This window comes from Arthrobacter sp. efr-133-R2A-120, assembly GCF_030209835.1.
Taxonomy (GTDB): Bacteria; Actinomycetota; Actinomycetes; order Actinomycetales; family Micrococcaceae; genus Arthrobacter.
This window is the reverse complement of sequence record NZ_JARVRF010000003.1, coordinates 152,775-172,909: the sequence shown is the minus strand read 5'-3', so window position 1 is coordinate 172,909 and position 20,135 is coordinate 152,775. Positions and strand designations below refer to the sequence as shown.

The window sequence follows — 20,135 nt, the reverse complement described above, 5'->3', positions numbered from 1 at the left end:
CCTGCAAGGATCTTCATGACGTTCTTTCCGGGCCAAAGCCTCGCCGACGCCGTCCGCGAGGCAACAGCCGTCCTGTCCGACGCCGGAGTCCCCACTCCGCGAGTGGACGCTGAACTCCTCGCGGAACACCTCCTGGGTGTCGGCCTCGGCCGACTGCGGGCCATGCTGCTAGGCGATTCCGAGGCCCCGGAAGGCTACGCGGATTTGGTGGCCGAGCGCGCACAGCGCGTTCCGCTCCAGCACATTACCGGCGTCGCGCACTTCCGATACCTCACGCTGGCTGTCGGCCCGGGGGTGTTCATTCCGAGGCCGGAAACGGAATCGGTGGTCCAGCTTGTCATCGACCACCTCCAGGGACTCCAGCACCCCAAGGTGGTTGATCTTGGCACAGGCTCCGGCGCCATTGCAGCTTCGATCGCCTACGAAGTGCCCGGGGCGGAGGTCCACGCAGTCGAATTCAGCACCTTCGCCCATGCCTGGGCCACCAAGAACCTGAAGCCACTCGGTGTGAAGCTCGTGCAGGGCGACCTCCGCAATGCCTTGCCCGAACACGACGGAACGTTCGACGTCGTCGTTTCCAATCCGCCGTACATTCCGGCTGAAGCCATTCCGAACGAACCCGAAGTGGCACTGCACGATCCGCCGGAGGCATTGTACGGCGGGGGAGCGGACGGAATGGAGCTTCCGACGGCGGCTGCCGCCTCGGCTGCCCGCCTCCTCAAGAGCGGCGGGTTCTTCGTGATGGAGCACGCGGAGGTGCAGGCAGGGTGGATTTCCGAACACCTGAAGGCTGCAGGCTGCTGGACGCAGGTCACTACCCACCTCGATCTCAACGGCAAGGAACGTGCCACGAGCGCAGTGTTGGCAATCGCTGCCTCCGGGAAATGAAAGAATAGCGCTGTGACCACAAGCTACAACTGCACGTCAGAGGAACAACGCGCCGAAGGCCTGGAGCATGCGCAGCGCGCCATCAGCGAGAAAAAGTGTGTCGTCATGCCGACGGACACCGTCTACGGCATTGCCGCCGACGCGTTCTCGCCGCAAGCCGTGACCATGCTGCTTGTCTCCAAGGGCCGCGGCCGCCATATGCCGCCCCCGGTGCTGATCCCGCGGCCCAATGCGCTGGACGGGCTGGCAACTGATGTATCGGAAGATGCCCGTAAGCTGGCAGATACCTTTTGGCCCGGCGGCCTGACGCTCATCTTCCATGCCCAGCCGTCCTTGGATTGGGACCTGGGGGAGACCCGCGGAACCGTGGCCCTGCGGATGCCCGACGACGATATTGCGCTTGAACTGCTCAACCGCACCGGCCCACTGGCAGTGTCCTCGGCTAATCGCACCGGTCAACCGGCCGCGCAGACAGCCGCCGAGGCGAGGACCCAGCTTGCTGAATCGGTCGAGGTATACCTTGAGGGTGGGTTCCGGCCCCTTGAGGGGTCCGAGTCCGTGGCATCCACGATTGTTGACGCCACCACCGTGCCACTCCGTGTGGTTCGCGATGGTGCCATTTCCCTGGAACGACTTCGCGAGGTTGTTCCCGGAGTGCTGGCCCTCGGGGAAGCCGCGCCTGAGCCAGCGTCGGAGGCCCCCGTCGCCGGCGAGGCTCTTGCTCCCGGCGAGGCCCCGATACCGGGCGAGACCGCTGTCCACACGGAGACCAGGGCCGAATGAGCCTGGTCCGGGACCGTGTCCCACTACTGGACGTAGACGTCACCGCCCTGTGCGCCGAGCAACTTATAGAAGCCATCAGCGGGTACGTTTCGGACGGCACTACCAAGGTTGTCCTCGGACACAATCTGCACAGCGTCACGTTGTTTCATTCGAGTTCCGACTTCCGGCATCTCTATGAACGCAGCGATGTGGTGCTCATGGATGGTGCGCCGGTCGCAATGCTCTGGGGGCTTGGACGCCGCGGAGGTCCGCGGGACGATGGCGCGGGGTTGATGGAATACCGTTTGGGATCCACGGACTGGGTGCCGGCGCTCGGCGGCGTCGAAGGACTACGCCGGATCGCCGTCGTCGGCGCCGGCCCCGAGGCCAACAGCAAGACGGTGGAACGCCTTCGCGAAATCGTGCCCGGCGCCGAGGTCTCCGGACGGCCCGGTGAGAATTGGAACGATGCCAGCGAAGCGGCCACCGTTGCTTGGCTGGCGGAATTCCGTCCCCAGCTGGTGCTTCTTGGCCTTGGAATGCCGTTGCAGGAATCGGTGCTGCACCGTCGCCTGGATGAGCTTCCACCCGCCGTCTACTGCACCGTCGGAGGGGCCATCGAGCAGCTGGCAGGCCTCCAGAAGCTCGCTCCACGCTGGCTGGGCCGCCTCGGGCTCGAATGGGCGTGGCGGCTCGTCCTGCATCCGGGACGCGTCGCTTACAGGGTCTTCGGCGAGCCGTGGGTGCTCCTCGGCCTGCTTTTGCGCCGTCGGCTCACAGGCCGGAAAAGCACGCCGCGCCCGGCGGACCGCTAGAACTTCTGATCCTCCAACGGGCCGAAGCCCTTGTCCCGCAAACCGGCGGAGAATGCCCGGAACCACTCCGCGAGCCCGCGGAAGTCACCACGGGGGAGGAAATAGCCCAAGTAGCCTCCGACGTCGGCCACCATCGACTTGCCGCGCCGGTAGCGGCGGATCAAATAGCCCCGGTTGCGGTAGTAGAAGTAGCGCTTGAACGCTGAATCCGGCACGATCACGTGCCAGCGCGCGCCGAAGACATGCTTTGTCTCGGAAAACGCATGCGGGTGGCTGATCCACGCCGTCGCGACCGTACCAAAGCGGATTCCCGCTTTCCGGAGGCGGATCATGAAGTCCACCTCGTCGCCCCGGATGAACAGCCGGATATCCGGCACTCCCACTTTGAAGAAGACATTGGAACGGATGAGCGCACCGTTGAAGAAGTGCCCGACGTCGGGCAGGAACCCCGCCTTCTCGACTTCGGCGCGGTCGTGGGTCACCTTGCCGTCAATCCGGAAGAAGAAGGAGAGCTTGTCCGGGTGTCCGGGCGCGACGACGAGCGGGACGACGGCATCGAGTCCACGGGCCTCCGCTTCGCGGACCAGGGTTTCGAGGCATTTGGGATCGCCGGGTTCGGCGTCATCGTCCATGATCCACACCCATTCGGCGCCGCTGGCCACCGCCTTGAGGATCGCAAGGGCGAAGCCGCCCGCCCCGCCCAGATTCGCCTCCGAGCGGACGTAGTCCACCTTTGGATGGCTTGACGCAAGCTCCCGCGAAGGGGTGGTTCCGCTGTCCACGAGGCAAATGGTGTCCACGGGCATCGATTGTTTGTTGATAGCGTCGAGCAGGACTGCTAGCTCTCCGGGGCGGTCAAAGGTCACAGCCGCTACGGCAACGGAGACAGTCATGTAGGGTTCCTTCCGGGCAGTTGCGGGGAGGGTCCTCCCGGCTCGCCCTAGGGGCGCGTGAAACGGAGCAAAGCCGCCGTAGCCGCTAGTATCTTGACAGAGTCCAACTGTAGTACAGCAATATTCGGCGGTGCGCAGAGGTGTTGCAGGTGTTGTGCCGGCAGCTAGTCGCCAGGGACAAAATCCACCACCACCGCCAACAGGAGCCGCCACGTGATCATGTATTCGCTCATGATGCTCACGGCTGCCGTCGTGTCGTATCTCGCTACGTGGGTAGCCCGCCAGATGGGTAACAAACTCCGGCTTTTCGCCCCTATCCGCAGCCGGGACATGCACTCGGTGCCAATTTCCCGACTCGGTGGCCTGGGACTCTTCGCGGGCTTCGCCGTGGCCCTCGTCGTGGCCAGCAATTCGTTCTTCGTGAAGGACATCTTCCACGGGAACGGTGCGCCGTGGGGAATCCTGGCAGGTGCCCTTGTGATTGTCGCGGTGGGTGTCGCCGACGACGTGATGGACATCCGCTGGTGGGTCAAGCTGATCGGCCAATGCACGGCCGCTACGATCGTCGCAGTCTGGGGGGTGCAGATGTCCGTCCTTCCCTTTGTTCCGGAGCCCATACGGATTGATGCGGAACCGCTGCGGATCGTCTTGACCGCCCTCCTCATCGTGACCACCATGAACGCCGTCAATTTCATCGATGGACTCGATGGCCTGGCGGCAGGCGTCGCCGCGATTGGCGGGGTTGCGTTCTTCCTGACGGCGTATTGGGTCCACCGGAATGCAACACTCACGGACCGCTCGGATCTGGCGGCGCTGCTGATGGCCATCATTGTGGGTTGTTGCATCGGATTCCTGCCGCACAACTGGTTCCCGGCCAAAATCTTCATGGGCGACTCGGGCGCCATGCTTTTGGGCCTCGTGATGGCCTCGGCCGGCGTGGTGTCCACGGGCCAGATCAGTTCAGGTCTTTACGACCGCGCGAATGGTATTCCCACCATCGTTCCCATTCTGTTGCCGTTCGCGATTCTGTCGCTACCGTTGCTGGACCTCGGCCTTGCGGTGTTGCGGCGTACAGCACGTGGCCAATCGCCCTGGTCGGCTGACCGAGGACACTTGCACCACAAGCTCATCGAGCTCGGCCACACCCACCGCACGGCGGTGCTCATGATGTACGTGTGGACCTGCATTCTGGCGTTTGGAGGCCTGGCGTTTGCGATCTTCCCCTGGCAGATGGTCCTCACCGTGGACATCGTGGCCGCCCTGATCATGGCCGGAGTGACAGCGTGGCCGTACTTTGCCCGAAAAGGGCGCGAAGCCCAGTAGACGGTGTGTGACAAGGGCGTTAACATCACAGTTCTATCTCATGTAGAATTTTAGGGCGGACAGTCACTCGCCCGCGCACCCACCCTTTTTGAGACTTTGGCATTTTTGCCACGACGATTGGCATCCCCATGACCTCCAACGCCGGCGGACAGCAGTCCGACTCGAGCGGCGTTGCTGCCTCACGCTCCACTTCTTCGCTCTGGCTGCGGCTTCTTTTCCTCAGCTCGACGGCGGCAGTGGTGGCTCTCGCTGCAACGTCGGTTGTCGCGGCGGTCATGAACGGTGGCGTAGGAGTGCTTTCTGCCGCATTCGGCGGGGCACTGGTCATGGTCTTTTTTGCCATCAGCCTCTTGATCGGCCATTTTGTCGGCCGGGATAATCCCTCCGGCGCGGTCGGCCTTTTTGTTGCCAGCTACTTTGTCAAGGTCGTCGGTTTCGCGGTGGTGCTTTTCGTCTTAGGCGCCCCCGCATGGCTGCACGGACGCTGGTTCGTGATAGGCGCCGTCGTCGCGGTTGTCTCGTGGCAAGCCGCCGAAATCTATGGCTTCAGTAAGGCCCGGCTGCAGATCTACAACGACCCCGCAGCAGGCAAGGGAGGCGACGATGTTCACTCCTAGGAACAAGCGACCCTCCGTCACACCCCATGCCGCAAAACCCGGCGATTCCACTGAGCAAGCGAGCGACGGAAGCGACGGCGGATACAACGCCGGAATTGCCGTCTTTAGCTACATTGTTGGCGGAATCATAGTCTGGAGTTTGATAGGCTGGGGTCTGGATATTCTGTGGGGGACTCGCTGGATTGTGCTCGTTGGCGCTCTGCTCGGAGCCGCAGGGGGGTTCTATCTTTCCCACATGCATGGCCTTACCAGTCAGCGGTCTTCATCTGGTGAGAGCAAAGCAGACAGCGGTCCGCCCCACGACGGGGACAGTAATGCCAAATAATTTCACACGGGAAATGGCTGCAGGAAACGCGGCCGGATCCTCAACAACGCCCAATGATGGACACTGCAGAGAGGAAACGCGTTGATCGCGCTTGCGCTCCCGGCCCAGGATTCAGGGACCTTCACTCCTCCCGGAATCGACCAAATGCACCTGCCGGCTATCCTGCCGTGGGGTGCGAGCGATGGCTTCTCCAAGCAGATGTTGCTGGTGATCCTGTCGGTCGTCCTTATCGCTTCATTCTTCATCGCTGCTGCACGCAAGCAGCAGTTGGTCCCCGGCAAGTTGCAGTTCGCGGGCGAGATGGCCTACGGCTTCGTCCGCAACAGCATCGCCAAGGACATTATCGGCGGCCGCGACTTCATGAAGTACGTACCGCTCCTGTTCACCTTGTTCTTCTTCATCCTGGTGAACAACATCTACGGCGCCATTCCCGTGATCCAGCTCCCGAGCTTCTCGCACGTCGGCGGGGCCTACGTGCTGGCCGCGGTTGTATACGTCACCTGGATCGGCATCGGCATCAAGAAGAACGGCTTGAAGTACTTCAAGCTGGCCACGGTTCCCTCGGGCGTCCCGTGGTTCATCCTGCCGATCGTCGTACCGATCGAAATCATCTCGAACTTCCTGGTCCGGCCGGTGACGCACAGCCTCCGTCTCTTCGCCACCATGATGGCCGGACACCTCATTGTCATGATCGCCGGCTCGGGTATCGAGTTCCTTGTCATGCAGGAAAACGTCCTCCTCAAGGGCGCATCGGTGCTGGTCCTCGCAGGTGCCATCGCCATGTACATGCTCGAAGCCCTGATCATGGTGCTGCAGGCATACGTCTTCACCCTTCTGACTGCGATCTACATCGAAGGCGCACTCCACGCCGACAGCCACTAGGCACAACCCTTAATCTTCCCCCTCGGGGGTTGAAGCAAACCAAACAACCTGCCGCGACTGCGGCATCTTGAAAGGAATACAATGAACGGCGACATCAACGGCTCCCTTAACCTCATTGGCTACGGTCTCTCCGCCATCGGCGGTGGTATCGGTGTGGGTCTCGTATTTGCTGCTTACATCAACGGTGTTGCACGTCAGCCGGAAGCCCAGCGCGTGCTCCAGCCGATCGCGTTCCTTGGTCTGGCACTTACCGAAGCCCTCGCCATCCTCGGCCTGGTCTTCGCTTTCGTTCTCAAGTAAACAGCTAAGAACCAAGCGAACATTCAGAACCGAGTAGATAAGGACGGGTGAAAAATGAATCAGCAGATCATCTCAGCCGCCGCTCAAGGCGCCGCCGAGTCGGCTAATCCGCTCCTTCCCAACCCGTGGGAAATGGGCGTCGTCTTCGCCGGCTTCGCGGTCCTCTTGTACATCGTGGTCAAGTTTGTTGTCCCGATGTTCGAGAAGACCTTCGCGGAGCGCGCAGAGGCGATTGAGGGTGGCATTGCCAAGGCTGAAAAGGCCCAGGCTGAAGCTTCTGCAGCTCTCGAAGAGTACAAGCAGCAGCTCCACGACGCCCGCGCCGAGGCTAACCGCATCCGCGAAGAAGCTCGAGCTGAAGGAGCCCAGATCCTCGCGGAGCTGAAGACCAAAGCAGCAGCCGAGTCGGCACGCATCACCGAGCAGGCACACGCCCAGATCGAATCGGAGCGCCAGGCAGCTGTTGTCGCCCTGCGTTCCGAGGTGGGCACCCTGGCCACGACTTTGGCAGAGCGCATCGTTGGCGAATCGCTCAGCGATGACGAGCGTGCCGCCCGCGTGGTGGACCGCTTCCTCGCAGATCTGGAGACCCAGAGCGCAGGTGCAGCTAAGTAATGGCAGGTGTATCGAGCGAATCGCTGACCAAAGCGCTGGAGCAGTTGGAAGCCATGCTTCCGACGGCCTCGCTGCAGTTGGCTAGGGACCTCTTCGGAATCCTGGGAACGGTGGACAGCTCGGCTGGCTTGCGCCGCGCCCTGACTGACCCCTCCCGTAGCGGAGAAGAAAAGTCGGCGCTGGTCAAGCAGCTGGTTGGCGGGAAAGTCTCCGCTGATGCTGCGGAAATCGCGAGTGGATTGGCCAGCTCACGCTGGGCATCGGCACGCGATATCGGCGATGCACTCGAGACTCTTGCCGCCACGGTGGTCATCGCCGTGGCTGAAAACAAGTCGGCCGTTTCTGCCTCCGGAATCACGGGGCTGGAAGAGCTGGAAAACGATCTGTTTGCTTTCAACCAGACCGTTGCTTCCAGCCACGAGGTACAACGTGCTCTGGGAGAGTCGCAGGCAAGTGCTGCGGCCAAGATCAGCCTGGCAGGGAAGTTGGTTCCTGGCGCAAGCCCGGAGGCCCAGCTTCTCATCGGCCAGGCCGTGTCGCAGCCGCGCGGCGTCAAGCCGGGCAAGCTCATCGACAACTTCGCAAAGCTTGCAGCCAAGCGCCAGCAGCGCTGGATCGCAACTGTCCGCGTCACCCGTCCGTTGACGGATGCGCAGGCCAGCCGCCTGCAGGCCGGGCTTGATGCCCTCTACGGCCGCGAGCTGAAAGTCAACGTCAGCGTTGATCCGACTCTGATCGGTGGAATCCGGGTCCAGGTGGCAGACGAAGTGCTTGACGCTTCCGTCGTAGCCCGCCTGTCCGAACTCCGCCGGCAACTCGCTGGCTAGCCAGACAAGCACAACTTAACTGATACAAACACCGGTCATCGTGAGCAGCGATGATCACGAAAACAGGAGAGCAGGGACTGCAGATGGCCGAATTGACCATCAACGCCGACGACGTCCGTAATGCGTTGAACGAGTTCGCGGCGTCCTACGAACCCGGAAACGCAGAGCGCGTAGAGGTCGGCCGCGTGACCGCCGCAAGTGACGGCATCGCCCGTGTTGAGGGCCTTCCCTCGGTCATGGCGAACGAGCTGCTTCGCTTCGAAGACGGCACCCTGGGCTTGGCCCAGAACCTCGACGTCCGTGAGATCGGCGTCATCATCCTCGGTGACTTCACCGGCATCGAAGAAGGCCAGGAAGTCCACCGCACCGGTGAAATCCTGTCCGTCCCGGTAGGCGACGCCTTCCTGGGCCGCGTGGTTGACCCGCTGGGCCAGCCGATCGATGACCTCGGCGAGATCAAGGCCGAGACCACCCGTGCACTGGAACTCCAGGCCCCGGGCGTGACCCAGCGTAAGTCGGTCCACGAGCCCATGCAGACCGGTCTCAAGGCTATCGACGCCATGATCCCGATCGGCCGTGGCCAGCGTCAGCTGATCATCGGTGACCGCCAGACCGGCAAGACCGCCATCGCCGTGGACACCATCATCAACCAGAAGGCCAACTGGGCTTCGGGCGATGTCACCAAGCAGGTACGCTGCGTTTACGTCGGCGTCGGCCAGAAGGCTTCCACCATCGCCGCTGTCCGCCAGACCCTGGAAGACCATGGCGCGCTGGAATACACCACCATCGTGGCTTCCCCGGCATCGGACCCCGCCGGCTTCAAGTACTTGGCTCCGTACGCGGGCTCGGCCATCGGCCAGCACTGGATGTACGGCGGCAAGCACGTACTGGTGATCTTCGACGACCTGTCGAAGCAGGCTGAAGCCTACCGTGCAGTGTCCCTGCTGCTCCGCCGCCCGCCGGGACGCGAAGCGTACCCGGGTGACGTTTTCTACTTGCACTCCCGTCTGCTGGAGCGTTGCGCCAAGCTCTCCGACGAGCTGGGCGCAGGCTCGATGACCGGTCTTCCGATCGTCGAAACCAAGGCAAACGACGTCTCGGCCTACATTCCGACCAACGTTATCTCCATCACCGATGGCCAGATCTTCCTGCAGTCGGACCTCTTCAACGCCAACCAGCGCCCCGCTGTTGACGTCGGTGTATCCGTGTCCCGCGTTGGTGGTGCGGCACAGGTCAAGTCCATGAAGAAGGTCTCCGGTACCTTGAAGCTGGACCTGGCGCAGTACCGCGACATGCAGGCGTTCGCGATGTTCGCGTCCGACCTCGACGCTGCTTCACGCCAGCAGCTGACCCGTGGTGCCCGCCTGATGGAACTGCTCAAGCAGGGCCAGTACTCGCCGTTCCCGGTCGAGGACCAGGTCGTTTCCATCTGGGCCGGTACGAAGGGCTACTTGGACGATGTCCCGGTTGAGGATGTCAGCCGTTTCGAGTCCGAGTTCCTGGAGCACCTCAAGCACAAGTCCTCCATCCTGACCACGCTGGCGCAGACCAACGTCCTGGACGACGACACCGCTGAAGCGCTGAAGTCCTCGATCATCGACTTCAAGAAGGGCTTCTTCGGAGAAGGCGACAACCGCTTGGTTGGTGCCGGCCACGAAGAGCACGAAGCGATTTCCGGTGGCGAAGTCGACCAGGAAAAGATCGTCAAGCAGAAGCGCTAGAGCATTGGTTCCCGGGCCTGCGGTATCCGCAGGCCCGGGGCCTTCGCCAAAGCCTTAGCCGCTGATCCATCGGGATCTTAGGAAAGGAAATGTATGGGAGCCCAGATCCGGGTCTACCGCCAGAAGATCAGCTCGACGACGTCGATGCGCAAGATCTTCAAGGCGATGGAACTGATCGCTACCTCGCGCATCGGTAAGGCCCGCGCCCGCGTTGCAGCTTCGACGCCCTACGCAAACGCGATTACCCGTGCTGTTTCTGCTGTCGCAAGCCAGAGCGAAATCGATCACCCGCTAGTCACCGAGCCGGAGCAGATCCGCCGTGCCGCCGTCCTGGTTATCACCTCGGACCGTGGCCTGGCTGGTTCTTACTCCGCAAGCGTGCTCAAGAAGGCCGAAGGTCTCAACGAGCTTCTCCGTGCAGAGGGCAAGGAAGTCAAGACCTACCTGGTTGGCCGCAAGGCCCAGGCATACTTCGACTTCCGCAGCCGTCCGTACTCCCGCGTGTGGACCGGCGGAACGGACGCACCGGAATTCGAGACTGCCAAGGAAGTCGGCGCCGCTCTTCTCGAAGAGTTCGCCAACGACTTCGCTGAGGGTGGCGTGGACGAGATCCACGTCGTTTACACCCGCTTCAAGTCGATGGTGACGCAGGAGCCCACGGTTGTCCGTCTGCTGCCGCTTGAAGTTGAAGAGCAGGCTGTCACCGAGTCCGAGCTTCTGCCGCTGTACGAGTTCGAACCGGAATCGGAGCAGGTGCTTGACGCACTGCTGCCGCGTTACATCGAGTCCCGCATCTTCGCAGCAATGCTGCAGGCAGCAGCTTCCGAGCTCGCCGCCCGCCAGCGCGCCATGAAGTCGGCAGGCGACAACGCGACCGAACTGATCAAGAAGTACACGCGTCTGCGCAACACGGCCCGCCAGGCTGAGATCACGCAGGAGCTTTCCGAAATCGTGGCCGGCGCCGACGCCCTGAGCGCGTAGTTGCCGGTGCATGGTTCGGCGCAAGCCACACCTGCACCAAATAGATAAACTTAACCCCACGCCATCTACTGAGTGAAGTGAGAGAGATGACTGCCACCGCTACCGAGCACGCAGCCGCAACGGCCGGCGCCACCGGCCGCATTGCCCGCGTCATCGGCCCGGTTGTCGACGTCGAATTTCCGGCTGACGCAATCCCGTCGATCTACAACGCACTCACCACCGAGGTAACCCTCAACGGTGAGACCAAGACCATCACGTTCGAGACCTCCCAGCACCTGGGTGACAACCTTGTCCGTGCCATCTCCCTGCAGGCCACCGACGGACTCGTCCGCGGCACCTCCGTGCGGGACTCCGGCTCCCCGATCTCCGTGCCTGTCGGCGACGGCGTCAAGGGCCACATCTTCAACGTTCTCGGCAAGCCGCTGGACGTCGACGAGTCCGAGATCAACGCGGACGCTTACTGGCCGATCCACCGCAAGGCCCCGGCCTTCGCGTCCCTCGAGGGCTCCACGGAGATGCTCGAGACCGGCATCAAGGTCATCGACCTCCTCACCCCGTACATCAAGGGTGGAAAGATCGGTCTGTTCGGTGGCGCCGGTGTCGGCAAGACCGTTCTGATCCAGGAAATGATCACCCGTGTTGCCCGCAACTTCGGTGGTACTTCGGTATTCGCCGGTGTCGGCGAGCGTACTCGTGAAGGCAACGACCTCTGGGTTGAAATGGAAGAGGCAGGCGTCCTCAAGGACACCGCCCTTGTATTCGGCCAGATGGACGAACCGCCGGGAACGCGTCTGCGCGTGGCACTGTCCGCCCTGACCATGGCGGAGTACTTCCGCGATGTGCAGAACCAGGACGTGCTGCTCTTCATCGACAACATCTTCCGCTTCACCCAGGCCGGTTCCGAGGTCTCCACGCTGCTCGGCCGTATGCCGTCCGCTGTTGGCTACCAGCCGAACCTCGCCGACGAGATGGGCCTCCTGCAGGAGCGCATCACCTCGACCAAGGGCCACTCGATCACGTCAATGCAGGCCATCTACGTGCCTGCTGATGACTACACCGACCCGGCTCCGGCAACGACCTTCGCACACCTCGACGCGACCACGGAACTTTCCCGTGAAATCGCCTCCCGTGGTCTGTACCCGGCCGTTGACCCGCTGACGTCGACGTCCCGCATCCTGGACCCGCAGTACATCGGCAAGGACCACTACAACACGGCTGTCCGTGTGAAGCAGATCCTGCAGAAGAACAAGGAACTCCAGGACATCATCGCCATCCTCGGCGTTGACGAACTGTCCGAAGAAGACAAGATCGTCGTGTCGCGTGCACGCCGCATCCAGCAGTTCCTGTCCCAGAACACCTACACCGCCAAGCAGTTCACCGGCGTCGAAGGCTCCACCGTGTCCATCAAGGACACCGTGGAAGGCTTCACGGCGATTTGCGACGGCGAGCTGGACCACATCGCAGAGCAGGCGTTCTTCAACGTCGGTGGCCTGGATGACGTCGAGCGCCAGTGGGCCAAGATCCAGGAACAGACCAAGTAGTATGGCTGAGCTCGAGGTTGAGATTGTCGCAGCGGACCACTTCGTGTGGTCCGGTGCGGCCAAGATGGTCAAGGCCCGCACCAGCGATGGTGAAATCGGGATCCTGCCGGGCCACTCGCCGCTCCTCGCCATTCTGGCCGCGGGCGAGCTGGCCATCGAGCCGGTTACCGGAGACCGCCTTGCAGTAGTTGTGGACGGCGGATTCTTCTCCGTCGACAACAACCGCGTGGTGATCGTCGCTGACAACGCCCAGTTGGGCGATTCAGCTACTGCGGGGATCCGATAGCAAGACCTTGATGGACGATTCTGCTATTCCGTTCATCGCCTTGGCAACGGCGTTTGCGTTGCTGATCTTTACACTGTGCCTCGTCGGGGTGCGCCGCTTCAATTTGCGGCGCGCCCTCGGCACGGTCGACGCCTCCATTTGCACGGCTGGAAACAGCTGGCGGATGGGGGTTTGTCGTTATCAGGACTCGGAGCTTGAGTGGTTCCGCCTGCTGTCCCTCAGCTTCCGTCCGAAACATAGCTTCCGCCGCAGCTCTTTGGAGCTCCTTGGCCGCCGGAAGCCAACGGAGGAAGAGCTGACGAGGCTCCAACCCGACGTCGTGGTAGTCGAACTGCAGCATGAAGGCCAGCGGTTCATGCTGGCAATGAGATTTGATGCCTACGCCGGGCTGTCGTCCTGGCTGGAGGCCGGCCCAGTGGTGGGCGTCGGCACCTGGCGCTGAGGACAGTGGACTTCCTATTCAACATGAGACTTGTTGACGGTCCCTTTTACTGGACCGTCCTTGGTGCCGGAATTGCCGGGAGTGCCTTCCTCCTCCTGCGGCGGGACCGGCGCTGGTTACTTTCCATAGTTGTCTCGCTTGCGGTGGCGAGTGGAGTTGTCGCAGTCATCCACTGGCTCCTCGTCAACGTCCTCACCGTGTTCCCGGAGGACCTTCCCGTCGATGTCCTCATTTGGTCGACCGTTGCCTTCTCTGCGTTCGCCCTCTTCCTTGCCAGGCTCCCTGGTTCGTCGTGGCGCGGCAGGAGCGCCGCAGGGGTCTCGTGCGTCTCCGTGCTGCTCCTCTCCGCGCTTCAGATCAACAGCTACTTCGGGCTCAACCACACGGCGGCTGATCTCTTCGGCCACAACGTGGGGCGGATCCCGGAGCTTGAGGAGGGGTTCAAAAGGGGTGTTTCCGGAATCCTGCCGGTGTCAGCGCCTAGCGGGGGAATAGTCCGGAGGGCATCGATTCCAGGGATTGAATCGGGTTTCAAGGCCCAGGACGCTTTCATTTACCTGCCGCCGGCTTACCTGGCCGCCGATCGCAGCCAACTACCCGTACTGGTTCTCTTTGCCGGCCAGCCCGGACGTCCCGCCGATTGGCTGACCGGCGGCCTGCTTGAGCCGACCATGAACACCTTCGCCGCCCGGCACGGAGGCGTGGCGCCCGTCGTCGTGGTGGTCGATCCAAACGGTTCCGATACCGCAAACACCATGTGCATGGATAGCCTTATCGCACGTGCCGACACGTATCTCTCGATCGATGTTCCGCGCTGGATCAACCAGACGCTCGAGGTTTCCGCCGACCCGAGGAAGTGGGCTGTCGGCGGGTTTTCCTTCGGTGCAACCTGTGCGGTGCAGATGACTGCTTTGCATCCTGAAATCTACCCTTCCTTCATCGCCTTCTCGGGAGAGCGGGAACCTTCGCTTGGTCCTGATCGCCAGCGGACCATCCAGACTGCATTTGGCGGCGACTCTGCGGCCTTCGAGGCCCTGACACCGTTGAACCTGATGAAACAGCGGAGCTATGACGGCCATGCAGGCTACTTCGCGGTCGGGGCCGCGGACAGCGAATTCGTCCGTTACTCCACCGAGGTGGCGGCAGCTGCCCGCACCTCCGGGTTCGACATCAGGCACGCTTCGGTTGCCGGCGCCGGCCACTCGTGGGCAGTGGCAGTGCAAGAACTTCCATCCGCAATGGAATTCCTGGCCCCCCGCTGGGGGCTCGTTCAGTGAGTATCCAGGAAGCCCGATTGTCCAGAGACCAGGCGCCTGAACCCGAAGATGGCAAGCCCGCCCGGAAGATGGTGGCAGTCCTTGCCCGGGCCATGCTTGGCAACATTGCCGCCCATATTGGCGCGATCCCCTTCACCGTGATTGTGCTCGCCCTGTACCTGCTCACTCCGGCGATCTTCGACCCCGATATCGGGTACGGCCCGGATGCGTTGCGGCACCTCTCGAGCGTGAGCGGTGGGGGATTGAAGGCGGGGGACTGGTGGTCCATGTGGACCTCGATGTTTTTCGCCGCCAACCCCGTCGACTACGTCTCGAGCTCGTTGTTGTTCGTCGTGTTGCTGGGCTCTGCGGAGCGCAAGCTGGGGTGGTTCCGCACTGCGGCGGGCTTCTTCGGCGGGCAGTTTGCCACGGTCACTGCCTTTTTGCTGGTGGTCCAGTTGGCGGCCTACGCCGACGACGGTTGGCTGGGTCGGATGATGGATGCCAGGACCTCCGGACCCCTTCCGGCGACCCTCTTCGTCTCGATGGCGGCCAGTGGCCTCCTCCCGACTTTGTGGCGCCGGCGATTGAGGGCGACGGTCGTGTCCCTGGCGCTTCTCCTGGTCCTGTACGTTGGCGATCCCTCGGCTGTCATGGCCCTGACTGGTGCCCTGCTTGGCCTGGGGGCCGGTCTTTGGCTCCAGCTCGATCATGGCATCCAACCGAGCCACCGTGCGACCAGGCGTGAGACGCGAAACCTGTTGTCGCTCATGGTGGCGATTTTCGGCGTCGGGCCCTTGGTGGCGGGCGCCGTGAGGAGCCCCGCGGGGCCGCTGGCGTTGCTGCGCGAAATGGTGTTGAACCCTGTTCCGACGCTCAATCAGTTGCAGGCGAACTGCGGTGGAACCGTGGACATCAGCTGCCTCGAACTTGGACGCCAAGGCTACCCCGGGCCCGCCGGCGTGGCCCTCGCGGTGGTACCGGCATTGCTCCTCTTGATTTGTGCGGTGGGTATGCGCCAAGGAAGGCGCCTGGCGCTGAAAATCGCCATCGGCGTGCAACTTGGCGTAGTGGCGCTCTCCTTCGCCTACCTGGTGTTGTTTGCCAGCATTCCGCATTTTCCAGGCCGGGGCCGCACCGTCGTTTTGGGCTCCGCGGTGTTCCACATCCTGACCCTCGCCCTGGTTCCCTTTATCCTCGCGGTTCTGCTTTTCCTGTTCAGGGGAAATTTCGTGGTGGGCTCGAGGGCGCCGCTCCGCCGGAAGATGGCGTGGCTGGTTGGCACAACGTGGCTCGTATTGGCGAGTGGCTACACCGGGGCCTGGCTCGGCTCCGGCGGTTTGGCGCACGACGGCGGCATCCTGGGTCTTATTGCGGAACTCGCCCGGCAGTATCTTCCCTTGCCCATACCCACGGCATTTGGTCGCGTGTTCGCGGAGCGGAGTGCCGCGGAGTCAATATTGTTCGCGTGGTCAGGGATCATCTTCTGGCTCGTGGCCCTGGCAGCGGTGTGGACGCTGCTCCTCAAACGGCAGCACGGTCCTGGCGGTGATGATCCGGCTCGCTTGGCGGCCAGGGATTTGGTCAAGCGCGGCGGAGAGTCCCTTTCCTGGATGGCGCTATGGGAGCCGAACAAGTTCTGGTTCACCCCCGGAATGGACGCCGGAGTTGCCTACCAGCAGCACGGCAACGTCGCGCTGACCCTCGCCGGTCCGTTCGGTGATCCCGAACAAGCCGCTGCCGCGACCGAGGGTTTCCTCGACTACTGCGCGCACCACGCATTGGTGCCATGCCTTTATTCCTGTACTGAAGAGTTGTGGCCGATGCTGCAATCCACCGGATTTCGCCGAATCGCGGTCGCCCAGGAAACCCGGCTCTCCATCCGTGATCTCGAGTTCACGGGCAAAGCGTGGCAAAACGTGCGCACGGCCAAGAACCGTGCACTGAAGGCCGGCGTTGAAGCCCGGTGGGGACGTTATTCGGAGTTTTCGCAACACATACGCTCCCAACTCGGCGAGGTGTCGGAAGAGTGGGCCGCCAGGAAAAAAGTGCCTGAAATGGGCTTTACCTTGGGTTCCCTCGACGAGCTGATGGACGATGAAGTGCTTTGCTGCATAGCCGTCGACGGCAAGGGCTTTGTCTATGGGGTCACCAGTTGGCTACCGGTGTTCCGCGACGGCCAGGTGATCAGCTGGACATTGGATTTCATGCGCCGGCGCAGCGACGCCTTTCCTGGCCTCATGGAATTCATGATTGCCTCGGCAGTCCACGAGTTGCGGCAGGGAGTGGAAGTCATTTCCCTGTCGGGCTCGCCTTTGGCTGGGGACACCGAGGAATTCTCCCGTGGGGAAGCCGGCATGGCGGGCATTCTGGACCTCGTTGGCAGGACCTTGGAGCCTGTTTACGGATTCCGCTCCCTCGCCCGCTTCAAATCGAGGTTCCAGCCGGAGTACAGGACTTTGTATATGTATTACCAAGACAGCCTGGAGATTCCCGCGATCGGCGCCGCGCTAAGCCGCGCATATTTGCCGGGGCTGTCCGTCCGGCAAACTGCGAGGCTCCTCCGCACCCTCGTTGCTTGAAAACCCAACTGACTCGCATTTGTTGTCGTTTTGACGCCCCATAACGACAACTAATGCGAGCCAGTTGGGAAGAAAAAGGGGTCCCGCAGGTGTGCGGAACCCCTTCGGTGAATCCTTCAGGCAGAATTCAAACAGTCAGACTAGACGGCGGTTACGCCGGTGGCCTGCGGGCCCTTTGCGCCCTGACCGATCTCGAACTGAACACGCTGGTTCTCGTCGAGGGTGCGGAATCCGCCGGTCTGGATCTCGGAATAGTGGACAAAGACGTCGCCTTCGGCGTCGTCCGGGGTGATGAAGCCGAAGCCCTTTTCAGCGTTGAACCACTTGACGGTGCCCAGTGCCATTTTTGTTTCTCCTCATTGTGGAACTTTTAAGTCCGGCACACCGCGTGCCGGCCTTGGTTACTCCGCGAGAAGACCTGGTTTTCCGCCCAAGCCAGGCTTGGTTGGCTTCGCAGGAGCTTCACGCTCGCAACACGTCTTGCGAGCATGAATCACACCTACACAAAGACTGCTACAACACTTTCATGGCGAATACTGGAGGTCAACGGTCTGCTGGGGAATTCCGACAAAATTTAAGTAAAAAGAAGGTAACGGAAGAAAGCGCGCTTGCCACTGGATCCGGCATTGGGGGCCGCAAATTCGGGCTAGGCCAGCCAATCCACCTATGCCAGCCAATCACCATTGCGCAATACGCCCGCGAGCTGCAGTTCCTTGTCCACGACGACGAGATCGGCCCGCAGGCCCCGCCGAAGGCCGCCAAGTTCGTCGGACAGCCCCAGCACTGCGGCGGGAACCGCCGTCGCCGAGGCAACCGCGTCGGCGAGCCCGACGCCGGCCGCAACCGTGCGCCTGACGACGTCGAGCATGGTTGCAGTGCCACCGGCGATGGATCCCGTGGCATCCAAGGTAGCGACGCCGTCCGTCACGGTCACCGGGGAGGGGCCGAGCATGTAGTTTCCGTCAGAGAGTCCCGCTGCCGCCATTGAATCGGTCACGAGGACAATGTTTGGGGCGCCTACCAGCTGAAAAACGGTTGCGACAGTGCTTGGGTCAAGGTGGGTGCCGTCCGCGATCAGTTCCACCACGGCCTTGCCTTCCTGGGCGGTGCGAAGGGAGGCGGCCACGGGGCCGGGGGAGCGGTGGTGCATGGGGGGCATGCCATTGAACAAGTGCGTGACAGTCGGCAACGAGCTGACGCCGTCGAAACCAGCGGATTCCAAGCCCTCCCGCGCTGCGGTCAGGGAGGCGGCGGCCGTCGCGTCGTCGCAATCCGTGTGGCCAAGGGACGGCGTCACTCCGTGGAACGTCATCAGGTCCACGAGTGCCGCTGCGCCGGGAAGCTCGGGGGCGTAGGTCATGGTGGCGAGCTTGCCGGCGGCGGCTTCAACCAGCTCGGTCATGAGATCCAGGTCCGGCTCAAGTAGATAGGCGGGGTTCTGCGCGCCGCATCGTGCGTGGGAGAGGAATGGCCCCTCAAGGTGGATTCCGGCTACGAGCCCTTCATCGGCCAAGCGTACGAAAAGCTCGATGCCGCGGAGCAGGTCTTCCCGGGGTGCCGTGACCATGCTGGCGAGGAGGGTGGTGGTTCCGGAGCGGTGCAGGAAATCGATGGCCTTTCGTGCCGAGGACTCATCGGCCCCGGGGAAGTCGCCTCCATTGCCGCCATGGCAGTGCACATCCACGAATCCGGGAACGATGTACCGGTCCGTGGGGAAATCGGTCCGCGGAGTTTCCTCGAACCCCTCGAAGGCTGCTTCGTGGAATTCGGCCGCCGGCCCGGCGAAGGCTATGCGGTCGTCCTCCACCGCCACCAGGCCATCTTCGATCACCGCACCGTCGCTGACGATGGTTCCGGTAATCAGGTGGCGCACGGGCGCAGAGGAAGATACAGGCCGGTCTGGGACAGTCATGTTTTGATTCTAGTTGCCGGGGCCCACGCTTGACCTGGTTTACCAGGGATGAAGGTCCGGACAGCTAGAACAAGCGTGACTCGCTGTCGTCCACGCCGCGCATCGCGTCATAGTCCAGGGTGATGCAGTCGATTCCGCGGTCATTGGCAAGGACCTTCGCCTGCGGCTTGATCTGCTGGGCGGCGAAAATGCCCCGCACCGGGGCCAGCAGTGGATCGCGGTTGAGTAGTTCGAGGTAGCGCGTGAGCTGCTCGACGCCGTCGATGTCGCCGCGCCGCTTGAGTTCGACGGCGACTGTCCCGCCGTCGCCGTCCCGGGCGAGGATGTCCACGGGACCGATGGCAGTGAAGTACTCGCGCCGGATGAGCGAATAGCCGGCACCAAGGGTTTCGATCTGCTCGGCGAGCAGTCGCTGCAGATCAGCCTCGACGCCGTCCTTGATGAGCCCGGGGTCCGTTCCCAGGTCGTGGGACGTGTCATGGAGTTGCTCGTAGATGTTGATGATGAGCCGGTCGTCGGTCTTGGCCGACTGCACGGTCCACTGCTCCACCACGCCTTCCTCGACCTCGGTCTCCTCCGGCGTGGTCACCCGCAGGGTAGCGGGCGGGCTCATCCAGTTCAGCGGCTTGTAGGAGCCGCCATCGGAATGGACCAGCACGGAACCATCGGATTTGACGAGCAAGAGCCGGGTGGCAAGCGGGAGGTGGGCCTTGAGGCGGCCAACGTAATCTACGGAACAACGGGCTATGACGAGTCGCACCCGCTCCACTTTACTTCCTCTGCCGCTTACCCTGCCGCGCGCAACTAGCGACTGGGGCAGAATGGAGTCATGCCTCGCTCCAACCGCCCCCGACGCACCGAATCAGCCAAGGCAAGCTGGAAACGGACAGGCGAGTCGCCGGAACTGGATCTGGAACGTGCCCGTTCGGGCATTGCACGCAGGGAAAGCGCCCCCGACGGCGACTGGATGGTCCGGACCATGACCGCGCGGAATGCCGAGAAGACCTATATCTGCCCAGGTTGTTCGATGGCCATCATGCCCGGCATCGCCCACTTGGTGGTGTGGTCCGAGACCCACCTCTTCGGCGATGCCGCCGGGTTGGCGGAACGCCGCCACTGGCACAACAACTGCTGGACAGGCCGGACCTACAGGTACCGCTGAGCACT

Annotated in this window: 22 protein-coding genes; 18 read left to right on the top strand and 4 right to left on the bottom strand. The window is 62.5% G+C overall.

Translation table 11 applies throughout. The annotated features are described in order from the left end of the window. The first annotated feature begins 15 nt into the window (after positions 1-15). The 3 genes from prmC to QRN52_RS02685 are packed head-to-tail and all read left to right on the top strand — an operon-like array spanning position 16 to position 2,465. On the top strand, positions 16-888 hold the full coding sequence (prmC, locus tag QRN52_RS02695; RefSeq protein ID WP_284751230.1) for a peptide chain release factor N(5)-glutamine methyltransferase: 873 nt from the start codon (positions 16-18) through the stop codon (positions 886-888). Positions 889-900: 12 nt separating this feature from the next. Next, complete coding sequence (locus QRN52_RS02690; RefSeq protein ID WP_284751229.1) at positions 901-1,671, top strand: L-threonylcarbamoyladenylate synthase; 771 nt, start codon at positions 901-903, stop codon at positions 1,669-1,671. Then, positions 1,668-2,465 (top strand): WecB/TagA/CpsF family glycosyltransferase, encoded by a 798-nt coding sequence (locus QRN52_RS02685; protein ID WP_284751228.1) that lies wholly within the window; start codon positions 1,668-1,670, stop codon positions 2,463-2,465. The genes QRN52_RS02690 and QRN52_RS02685 overlap by 4 nt, the downstream gene beginning before the upstream one ends. On the opposite strand, the gene QRN52_RS02680 is transcribed toward QRN52_RS02685, so the two are convergent. Next, a complete protein-coding gene (locus QRN52_RS02680) occupies positions 2,462-3,358 on the bottom strand; it encodes a glycosyltransferase (RefSeq protein ID WP_284751227.1) in 897 nt (298 codons plus the stop codon). The two genes, QRN52_RS02685 and QRN52_RS02680, sit on opposite strands and share 4 nt — an antisense overlap. Positions 3,359-3,571: 213 nt before the next feature. Between QRN52_RS02680 and QRN52_RS02675 the strand changes: the two genes are divergently transcribed. The 14 genes from QRN52_RS02675 (at position 3,572) to QRN52_RS02610 (ending at position 17,056) form a co-directional block, all read left to right on the top strand. Continuing rightward, the gene (locus QRN52_RS02675) at positions 3,572-4,681 is read left to right on the top strand and encodes an MraY family glycosyltransferase (RefSeq protein WP_284751226.1); all 1,110 of its coding nucleotides are present in this window, start codon (positions 3,572-3,574) and stop codon (positions 4,679-4,681) included. A gap of 128 nt (positions 4,682-4,809) precedes the next feature. Continuing rightward, on the top strand, positions 4,810-5,298 hold the full coding sequence (locus QRN52_RS02670; RefSeq protein WP_284751225.1) for a Cg1360 family ATP-synthase-associated protein: 489 nt from the start codon (positions 4,810-4,812) through the stop codon (positions 5,296-5,298). Further along, a complete protein-coding gene (locus QRN52_RS02665) occupies positions 5,285-5,623 on the top strand; it encodes an AtpZ/AtpI family protein (protein ID WP_390279036.1) in 339 nt (112 codons plus the stop codon). The genes QRN52_RS02670 and QRN52_RS02665 overlap by 14 nt, the downstream gene beginning before the upstream one ends. 81 nt (positions 5,624-5,704) lie before the next feature. Further along, on the top strand, positions 5,705-6,505 hold the full coding sequence (gene atpB / locus QRN52_RS02660; protein ID WP_284751224.1) for a F0F1 ATP synthase subunit A: 801 nt from the start codon (positions 5,705-5,707) through the stop codon (positions 6,503-6,505). A gap of 81 nt (positions 6,506-6,586) precedes the next feature. After that, a complete protein-coding gene (atpE, locus tag QRN52_RS02655; protein ID WP_028264751.1) occupies positions 6,587-6,805 on the top strand; it encodes an ATP synthase F0 subunit C in 219 nt (72 codons plus the stop codon). Positions 6,806-6,859: 54 nt separating this feature from the next. Next, positions 6,860-7,420 carry a F0F1 ATP synthase subunit B gene (locus tag QRN52_RS02650; protein ID WP_284751223.1) on the top strand — a complete coding sequence of 187 codons (561 nt, stop codon included), beginning with the start codon at positions 6,860-6,862 and terminating at the stop codon, positions 7,418-7,420. Then, positions 7,420-8,247, top strand: a complete 828-nt coding sequence (locus QRN52_RS02645; RefSeq protein WP_284751222.1) for a F0F1 ATP synthase subunit delta — start codon at positions 7,420-7,422, stop codon at positions 8,245-8,247. Before QRN52_RS02650 ends, QRN52_RS02645 begins: the two co-directional genes overlap by 1 nt. Before the next feature lie 83 nt (positions 8,248-8,330). Next, on the top strand, positions 8,331-9,968 hold the full coding sequence (gene atpA / locus QRN52_RS02640) for a F0F1 ATP synthase subunit alpha (protein ID WP_078108478.1): 1,638 nt from the start codon (positions 8,331-8,333) through the stop codon (positions 9,966-9,968). Positions 9,969-10,061: 93 nt separating this feature from the next. Next, on the top strand, positions 10,062-10,949 hold the full coding sequence (locus QRN52_RS02635) for a F0F1 ATP synthase subunit gamma (protein WP_284751221.1): 888 nt from the start codon (positions 10,062-10,064) through the stop codon (positions 10,947-10,949). Positions 10,950-11,035: 86 nt separating this feature from the next. Beyond that, entirely contained in the window at positions 11,036-12,490 is a 1,455-nt protein-coding gene (gene atpD / locus QRN52_RS02630; protein WP_284751220.1) for a F0F1 ATP synthase subunit beta, read from the top strand. 1 nt (position 12,491) lies between these two features. Then, the gene (locus QRN52_RS02625) at positions 12,492-12,776 is read left to right on the top strand and encodes a F0F1 ATP synthase subunit epsilon (protein ID WP_059387616.1); all 285 of its coding nucleotides are present in this window, start codon (positions 12,492-12,494) and stop codon (positions 12,774-12,776) included. 10 nt (positions 12,777-12,786) lie between these two features. Further along, positions 12,787-13,218 (top strand): DUF2550 domain-containing protein, encoded by a 432-nt coding sequence (locus QRN52_RS02620; protein WP_284751219.1) that lies wholly within the window; start codon positions 12,787-12,789, stop codon positions 13,216-13,218. Between the two features lie 23 nt (positions 13,219-13,241). Then, entirely contained in the window at positions 13,242-14,495 is a 1,254-nt protein-coding gene (locus QRN52_RS02615; RefSeq protein WP_284751218.1) for an alpha/beta hydrolase, read from the top strand. A 68-nt stretch (positions 14,496-14,563) separates the two neighbouring features. Next, positions 14,564-17,056 carry a bifunctional lysylphosphatidylglycerol flippase/synthetase MprF gene (locus QRN52_RS02610; protein WP_284751329.1) on the top strand — a complete coding sequence of 831 codons (2,493 nt, stop codon included), beginning with the start codon at positions 14,564-14,566 and terminating at the stop codon, positions 17,054-17,056. Positions 17,057-17,196: 140 nt separating this feature from the next. Here QRN52_RS02610 and QRN52_RS02605 read toward each other — a convergent pair whose 3' ends face one another. From QRN52_RS02605 to nucS, 3 genes are all read right to left on the bottom strand, one after another. Beyond that, positions 17,197-17,400 carry a cold-shock protein gene (locus tag QRN52_RS02605; protein WP_028264741.1) on the bottom strand — a complete coding sequence of 68 codons (204 nt, stop codon included), beginning with the start codon at positions 17,398-17,400 and terminating at the stop codon, positions 17,197-17,199. Between the two features lie 320 nt (positions 17,401-17,720). Next, complete coding sequence (gene nagA / locus QRN52_RS02600) at positions 17,721-18,968, bottom strand: N-acetylglucosamine-6-phosphate deacetylase (protein ID WP_284751217.1); 1,248 nt, start codon at positions 18,966-18,968, stop codon at positions 17,721-17,723. 64 nt (positions 18,969-19,032) lie between these two features. After that, positions 19,033-19,728, bottom strand: a complete 696-nt coding sequence (nucS, locus tag QRN52_RS02595) for an endonuclease NucS (protein WP_284751216.1) — start codon at positions 19,726-19,728, stop codon at positions 19,033-19,035. A 69-nt stretch (positions 19,729-19,797) separates the two neighbouring features. On the opposite strand from nucS, the gene QRN52_RS02590 reads away from it, so the two are divergent. Beyond that, complete coding sequence (locus QRN52_RS02590; protein ID WP_284751215.1) at positions 19,798-20,130, top strand: Rv1322 family protein; 333 nt, start codon at positions 19,798-19,800, stop codon at positions 20,128-20,130. Positions 20,131-20,135: the final 5 nt, after the last annotated feature.